Source organism: Candidatus Methylomirabilota bacterium (assembly GCA_027293415.1).
Taxonomy (GTDB): Bacteria; Methylomirabilota; Methylomirabilia; order Methylomirabilales; family CSP1-5; genus CSP1-5.
Genome location: JAPUFX010000171.1, coordinates 22,215 through 28,999 on the forward strand (window position 1 = coordinate 22,215; position 6,785 = coordinate 28,999).

Genomic DNA, 6,785 nt, shown 5'->3' on the forward strand with positions numbered 1-6,785 from the left:
TTGCGTTCGACTTCATGGTGGGAGACATGGAAGATCCTTTTCTCACCTGACGGAAAGAAAGAGAGTAAGCTCAAAAAGCACGCGGAGGCTCATGCACATGGAAACAGGAGACAGGCGACGCCATTTGCGGTGTCAATTGGGGAAGAGGCTCACTGGGCGGATTACCTCCAACCACGAGGCCTCCATCCTCGATATGAGTCCGGGGGGGGCATTGATCGAACATTCGAATCTCGTCCGACCCGGGACGCTCTCGTTTTTGACGCTTTCTATCGATGGGCAGGAGGTCAGTCTGAGGTGCCGCGTAGTCCGATCGGCAATCTACCGCTATGAGGTTCGCCCCACCGGCGAGCGCGAGCATGTTTATCGGACGGGGCTCGAGTTTTCGGCAGTTTCAGAAGATGCCCGACGACTACTTGATGAAAGTCTCGACCCCCTTTCTTCCCTGACTTCGTTTAACACCGACGGAGGATGACACAATATGATTTCGCGTGCTTTGACGTTTATCACCCTGCTCATGAGTACGGCAGCTCTGGTGATTTCGCTTCTGGCCTATCAACGGGCCGGTGGCGATATCCGGGCCCAGATCGGGAAGCTGCAGCAGATCGTGCAGAGCAGCCGCCAAGAGACAGCCAATGGCCTGGACCGGATAGAAAAATTCGTCAGAGGATACCAGGAAAGCCAGGTGGGTGCTCAAAGTCTACGGGAAAGATAGAGGAGGGAGGCTCTGATGACAAGAGTGAAGTCGAAGGTTCGGTACGACAGCGAGGATTCCTTAGATCTCTTGACTTTCGATGCCAACACACGCCGCGAACTGCGGTCCCATATGGGACATAACGGGGACTTAGTGGCCGAGCTCGAGCACTGGGCGGCTCTATTCAAAACCTGGTCTGTCCAGGAACGGCGACAGAGGATGCCCAGCGAAATTCGCATGGCGTTAGATGAAAGGTATGCTGCGTTGACGCGCCTGAGGCTGCTCTTGAGTGTTACCGATTTGGACACCTCCGATCTCATCTCCACGATACTCCTGGAGCAGGAGCGTCCGGATGCAGGCCTGTTCCTCCGAAATCTGGAACTCCAGCTCAATACCCTCCAGCATGCCCTTGAGATCGCCCAAAAGCAAGAACTGCCCGTGCCTGGCCAGCCTCGAGAAACGGCGCGTCGGCTGTTCGCCCGACAAGTGGCGCTTACCCTTCAGAAACACGGCATCGAAGTCACCCATTACCCTATGGGTATCTTCGGAAGGGTCCTTGCGCTTATGCTCAGGGCAACGGATGCTTCTGTGGCGGAAGTGGATCGGATCCTCAAGCAGGCGGTTGAGGACCTCCAGCCCGAGACCCTATAAGTAAAAGACCCTCCAAAATCTCACCCGTACCTGCTGCTTTGGAAGGGAGCAACCTCAAGCCGCTCACTCCGAGTCACTCACCTAGGGACATCGTCGACCTGAAGCGGTGAACCTCGACGGTGTTGGAGAAAGACGCCAACTCCTCTCTCACCAGACGTAGCCTCACAAATCCGTCTTGCGGAAGGCCCTCCAATCCCTTACGATGGAGAACGGCGCTGGGTCTCAGTGTATGTTTGATGGAAGCATTGTTGGACCCCCAACAAAGGAGAGGATGTGGATATATACCTTGCTGGCGGTGTGAAGGGGCTGAGCCTGTCCAGGTTCATAATCGGGTTTTTTGTTATCTGTGGCGTAATCGTACTTTTTGAATATCTGAAGTATACGTATGGGAGCAGAAAGGAATTATGATGGATAAGGCAGAAGCCGTCGAGCGGCTTGTTCCACAATGCTATTCACAACACCGGAAGAGGTGGCCGCCCGAAATGCTCATGGGCCTGTAGCTCAGGTGGACAGAGCAGAGGTTTCCTAAGTCGAAAAAGGGGGTTGCAGGGAAGTCCGCGCCAAACCTGCAATCCCCTTTTTTATCGACACCTTCGCGCTTTCCTTTATGTCTCTACTTTACCCTCTCTTCTGCCAGTTCTGGACACCAAATGGACACCATATAGCCACCGGACCGCGTTGAACCGCCGACCTGCTGATTACGAATTATCCCCCGGAACAACCTGAGCAGACCTAGGAAGACCTATCCCCACAAAAACCCGAGGATTTGGACTGACCGATGGTGCGCCTGGGTGCTCCTGGTGCGGGGTGTTGTGGTAGCAGCATGGTAGCAAGAGCTGACGCCCCCGGTGAGCTTCCTGCTGCTTCGACATGCTGGAAGAAGGAAAAGTCTAGCGGCTCCGTAGGCACGCGCATGCCCCTATAGCCACCTCCGGTCGCCCGCCACGGGAGACTGAGCACAAACAAATGGGTCGGCATATAGAACCGAGCGGTTGTTTATGGGAGATTGTGCCTCCCGGCCCTATCTAGATGCTTCCCTGCCCCCCCCTGTTTGTTCGTTTTCCCCCGTAGCCGCGCCAAAGGAGCGCCCTTCTCGCGCATGCCGAAAACTTCCCACCTCCCAGCCTTCTCCTGGCTCAAGTATGAAAGACAGCAAGCGCGAGGGCGAAGCCGGAGCTGATTCGACCGTATTGTTCCCCCCAGCATACGAAGAGTTGACCCGCGAGGGCGAGTGAGGTATCTTCCAGGTGTTTTCGTCCGCGGATGCCTTCTCCGAAGAGGTGCAAGACCAAAGATAGTAGGGGTCTGAGGTGGTTTCGAAGCGGACTAAGGGACAGCTCGAAGCCGAAATCAGCAAAGCTCTCATCAAATTCGAGCTGGAGTACATGGGCCGTGGACCTGCGGACGCCAGAACCTATGTGGTCCGGGACATGATTCTGGTGAGGCTCAAGGGAATATTGACTCCGGCGGAGCAGCAGTTGATCAAGGTCGAGGGGATCGAATTGCTGAAGGAGGTACGAGCAAAGCTGCTGGAAGGTGGCCGGGAGCTGCTGTACCGGGTCATGAAAGATCTGGCCGGCTGCGATGTCATCAGCATGCATTCGGATCTGAGCACCAGGACGGGGGAGAGGATCATTCTCTTCGTCGTCAGCGAAGACCTCGAGAGACAGTTCTACCAAGAGGGAAGGGACCGTTGGCCCCTGAAGAGGGCTTTCCAAAAAGCTTGACAGTCGAAGAGGAAGGTGCTTTTCTCTCAATAACTGATACGTTGAAGAGCAAACGGGGCCAGCGGCAGTCCTGAAAGGGCGGCCGGGGGCAGCGGGGGTCGATCTCGAATCCCAACGGGAGCAGATGTCGGCCCATTTATTTTCTGGGAAGGCAGTGCTGGAGTGGGCGAAAGAGGCCAGGGCGAGGCCTCGGCGTAGAAAGCAGATCTGAGGGTTCCCAGGCGGACTGGTCAGAGGGCACCCCAGAAGTGGGGAAGCCAGCTGGAAGGTGAGCCGGTGCCTTAATACGGGGTACCGGCTTTTTGTTTCGCTTCATTGATGGGGATCAGACCGGTACCGGAAGAGGAGCTTCCGCGATGAAGATCTACAGCCTTGAACAACGGTTGGCAGATATCGCTCGTGACTTCTTCCAGTCCAAGCTCCGAGTCAATCCACAGGTGATTGCGGTGGTGCAACAGTCGGAGCTGATCGTCCTCCACATCCGGGGCTTCCTGTCGCAGGCCGAGGCAGCCATGGTGGGACGCTGGAAGTATCGGCAGGTCCTGACCACCTACTACGAGCGAATCTTTGAAAACTTCTATCCGCTCCTGCGGGTCGTCATTCAGGGGGCCTGCCAGCGCCGTATGGTGGATCCACGTGTGGTCATCGATCTCTCCCGAAACGAATGCGTGTATTTCCTGACGCTGGGAGAGGCGGCGGCGGCGGTAGAGCGGGAACCGTGAGAATGGCCGCGGTTGCCCTGAGGCTCCGAGACGGGGGCCGGCGATCGTCTGGTCCTTAAGCGTCAGGCGGGCAGAAGTAGCAAGAACGTACTGAGAGATGAAAGAGGAACCCATCGGGGGGAAACGGGAGGTCACGCAGGCCCTCGTAAGGAGGTTACTCGAGGAGAGGAGGAGCTTGAGGAAGCGATTCCTCCGCCTCGACGGGTCCGACACGTCCCCCGCGATTCGGAACACACATGAGGGCCATGTCAGGAACACCGACATGCTTGACATGGCGGCAGATTCATTCAGAAATGACCTGCAGTGGACGACCCGGGAAAAGCTCCTCGCGAGGGTCGCCCAGTTGGACAGGGCCTACCGGAAGCTCATGAATGGGAGCTACGGGATCTGCGAAGGTTGTGGCATGGATATCCCTGCCAAGCGGCTCGAGGCGATGCCCGATGCTGCGTACTGCCTCCCCTGCCATGACAAGAGCGAGAAGGAACGAGACGCCGAGCTTGACGGTGTAACGAGGCTATCAGGGGAGCGGTCAGATCGAGGAGTGGGAGTGTGCGATGACAACGAGGATCCTGACGAGCGACGGCTCCAAATGGGCCAGGCGGACGCCCTCGAAGAGAAAAGGGAGGTACTTGGTGTCCTTCAATCACCGGAGAAGTGTTTGGAGGGTGCTTCCCTGCCTGAGGTGCGAGCGGCCGTTCGAGAGCCTCGGGCTAGGCAATCGTCTCTGCGGCCCGTGCCGCAAAGACACCACGGGAATCGCCACGATTTATCCACTCCCCCGGTTATGATGGCCAGGGCGGTCTAGGCGGGTCATGCGTCGGGAATCTAACACGCGGGGGTGAGGAGAAGAAATGGCAGAACAACGTAGGAAAGGAACACCGAAAGACGTGGCAGAGGAAACTGTGGTGATGGAGACGAATCTGCCGGGCCTCCCGGCCCCGAGGCGAGGAAAGGTGCGAGACATTTACGATTTCGGCGACCGGCTCCTGATCGTGGCCACCGATAGGATTTCGGCCTTCGACGTCGTGCTCCCCACTGCGATCCCCGACAAGGGGAAGATCCTGACCCAGCTCTCTCGCTTCTGGTTCGAGCGGACCGCCGATATCGTCCCGAACCACCTCCTCTCGACGGACGTCGAGGAGTTTCCACCGCCCTGCCGCCCTTACCCGCCGCTACTCGCTGGCAGGAGCATGCTGGTGAGGCAGGCAAACCCTCTCCCGGTGGAGTGCATCGTCCGGGGCTACCTCGCAGGCTCGGCGTGGGAGGAGTACCGGCAGACCGGATCGGTCTGCGGCATGAAGGTCCACGCCGGGCTCGTCGAATCGTCGCGCCTCGATCCCCCGCTCTTTACCCCCTCGACGAAGGGGGAGTACGGCGAGCACGATGTGAACATCACATTTGACCAAGCGGCGGTCCGGATCGGCTCGAAGGTAGCGGAACGGGTGCGGGACCTTAGCGTAGCGATTTACGAGCGGGCGCACGCTTTCGCCGCGGAGCGTGGGATCATCGTCGCTGATACAAAATTCGAGTTCGGCTTTGACGACGAAACCGGCGAGTTGATGCTGATCGATGAAGTTCTGACCCCGGACTCTTCCCGGTTCTGGCCCAAGGACGGGTACGTGCCAGGCCGGCCTCAGCCCAGCTTCGACAAGCAGTACATCCGCGACTATCTGGAGGCGGTGGGGTGGGACGAGTGGCCCCCGGGCCCTGCGCTCCCGCCGGAAGTTGTCGCCCAAATAAGGGCCCGCTACCTCGAGGCCCTGGAGCGGCTGACCGGGCGTTCTCCCGTCGCTTTGTAACGGTATAGCGTAAAACTGAAGCGATCTCACGTTCGAAAGCCCTTCTCGGTCGTCGAGGCGTCTCAACAGCCGCGTGGGGGACGCCCTGTGGGGCTCGGTCGAGGACTGGAAGCCAAAAACAATAGGGGCCGGATTGTTCTTAGGGCCACCTTTACCGACGGAAGCGAAGTCATCATGCGGGCCGATGCGGTCCCCCCGGCCCCCATCGCCGAACCCTCCTTCCTCCTCCTCCTCGGCTCTGGCCCGGCGGGGTTCGGGGAAATCGCCCGGGGGAACTAGAGGTACAGGGATTGTACGAAGAGGGTGTCATTCGGTTCCAGGCGGACCATCGGGCAGCGGTCTTGGACCCGCAGGTCCATGGTCCGGTGGCGCGCTCGCGCTGGTCGGGTACCGGTGGAGTCTAGGGGTATGGCTTCGGAAGTGGCGGGCGCAGCTAGACCGGGCGGCGGCAGCGCGGGCTGAGGAGGTTCCATGAGTGGGCGGACCCGACGGCTGCTGATTGGTGGGGTAATCATCGGGGGGCGTGCGGCTACCTGATCTGGACGGGGACCGAGCAGGCCTTGGTCTACTTTTACACGCCGAGCGAACTGCAGGCGCAGGCGGCGGTACGGGGGAGCCAGCGGATCCGGCTCAGGGGGGTGGTGGTCGAGGGCTCGCTGGTCCACAAGCCCGAGACATTGAAATACGAATTTCAACTCAACATTATATGGGGGGTGATAATGCGAGCGTGGTTTGTGAGAGACGGCCTGACCCGGGACTTCCTTTCGGGAAGATCGGGTAGTGTGCTAACAAAGCCATGAGGAGGAGAATCATGTTGAAAAAATTCATGAACTTTACCTGCGTGGGCTTGGCTGCTGCCGCGTTGGTTCTTGTCGTAGTAATGCCTGCCAGCGCGAAAGTCGTAGGCGACACCATCGTTTTTGGAGCCGCCCTATCGTTTAGCGGCAAGTACTCGACCAACGGCAAACACACCAAAAACGGTTACGAGTTGGCCAAAAAGCGGCTCAACGAGATGGGAGGCGTCAAAGTCGGCGGAAAGACCTACAAGATCGATATCAAGTACTACGACGACGAGTCGACACCGGCGCGTGGCGCGCAGCTCGCTGAACGGCTGATCGTACAGGACGGCATTAAGTTCATGCTGGGGCCGTACAGCTCGGGCCTCACCAAGGCGATCGCACCCGTGACCGAGAAA

General features: G+C 58.6%; 11 protein-coding genes. All 11 read left to right on the forward strand.

The window, feature by feature from the left end; genetic code table 11:
- Window positions 1-97: 97 nt before the first annotated feature.
- Window positions 98-472 (forward strand): PilZ domain-containing protein, encoded by a 375-nt coding sequence (locus tag O6929_12025; GenBank protein ID MCZ6481114.1) that lies wholly within the window; start codon window positions 98-100, stop codon window positions 470-472.
- Window positions 473-478: 6 nt separating this feature from the next.
- Window positions 479-712 carry a hypothetical protein gene (locus tag O6929_12030; GenBank protein MCZ6481115.1) on the forward strand — a complete coding sequence of 78 codons (234 nt, stop codon included), beginning with the start codon at window positions 479-481 and terminating at the stop codon, window positions 710-712.
- Window positions 713-727: 15 nt separating this feature from the next.
- Complete coding sequence (locus O6929_12035; protein MCZ6481116.1) at window positions 728-1,342, forward strand: hypothetical protein; 615 nt, start codon at window positions 728-730, stop codon at window positions 1,340-1,342.
- Between the two features lie 273 nt (window positions 1,343-1,615).
- Window positions 1,616-1,750, forward strand: a complete 135-nt coding sequence (locus O6929_12040; protein MCZ6481117.1) for a hypothetical protein — start codon at window positions 1,616-1,618, stop codon at window positions 1,748-1,750.
- A gap of 902 nt (window positions 1,751-2,652) precedes the next feature.
- Window positions 2,653-3,069, forward strand: a complete 417-nt coding sequence (locus O6929_12045) for a DUF2294 domain-containing protein (GenBank protein ID MCZ6481118.1) — start codon at window positions 2,653-2,655, stop codon at window positions 3,067-3,069.
- Between the two features lie 356 nt (window positions 3,070-3,425).
- On the forward strand, window positions 3,426-3,791 hold the full coding sequence (locus tag O6929_12050) for a Na-translocating system protein MpsC family protein (protein MCZ6481119.1): 366 nt from the start codon (window positions 3,426-3,428) through the stop codon (window positions 3,789-3,791).
- Between the two features lie 97 nt (window positions 3,792-3,888).
- Window positions 3,889-4,596: a TraR/DksA C4-type zinc finger protein gene (locus tag O6929_12055; protein ID MCZ6481120.1), complete on the forward strand. Its 708-nt coding sequence runs from the start codon at window positions 3,889-3,891 to the stop codon at window positions 4,594-4,596.
- Window positions 4,597-4,642: 46 nt separating this feature from the next.
- A complete protein-coding gene (locus O6929_12060; protein ID MCZ6481121.1) occupies window positions 4,643-5,590 on the forward strand; it encodes a phosphoribosylaminoimidazolesuccinocarboxamide synthase in 948 nt (315 codons plus the stop codon).
- Window positions 5,591-5,677: 87 nt separating this feature from the next.
- Complete coding sequence (locus O6929_12065; GenBank protein MCZ6481122.1) at window positions 5,678-5,869, forward strand: hypothetical protein; 192 nt, start codon at window positions 5,678-5,680, stop codon at window positions 5,867-5,869.
- Window positions 5,870-6,048: 179 nt separating this feature from the next.
- Window positions 6,049-6,390, forward strand: coding sequence for a cytochrome c maturation protein CcmE (locus O6929_12070; protein MCZ6481123.1), 342 nt, complete (start codon window positions 6,049-6,051; stop codon window positions 6,388-6,390).
- A 26-nt stretch (window positions 6,391-6,416) separates the two neighbouring features.
- Window positions 6,417-6,785, forward strand: a 369-nt coding sequence (locus tag O6929_12075) for an ABC transporter substrate-binding protein (protein MCZ6481124.1), incomplete at its 3' end; no start/stop codon positions are given.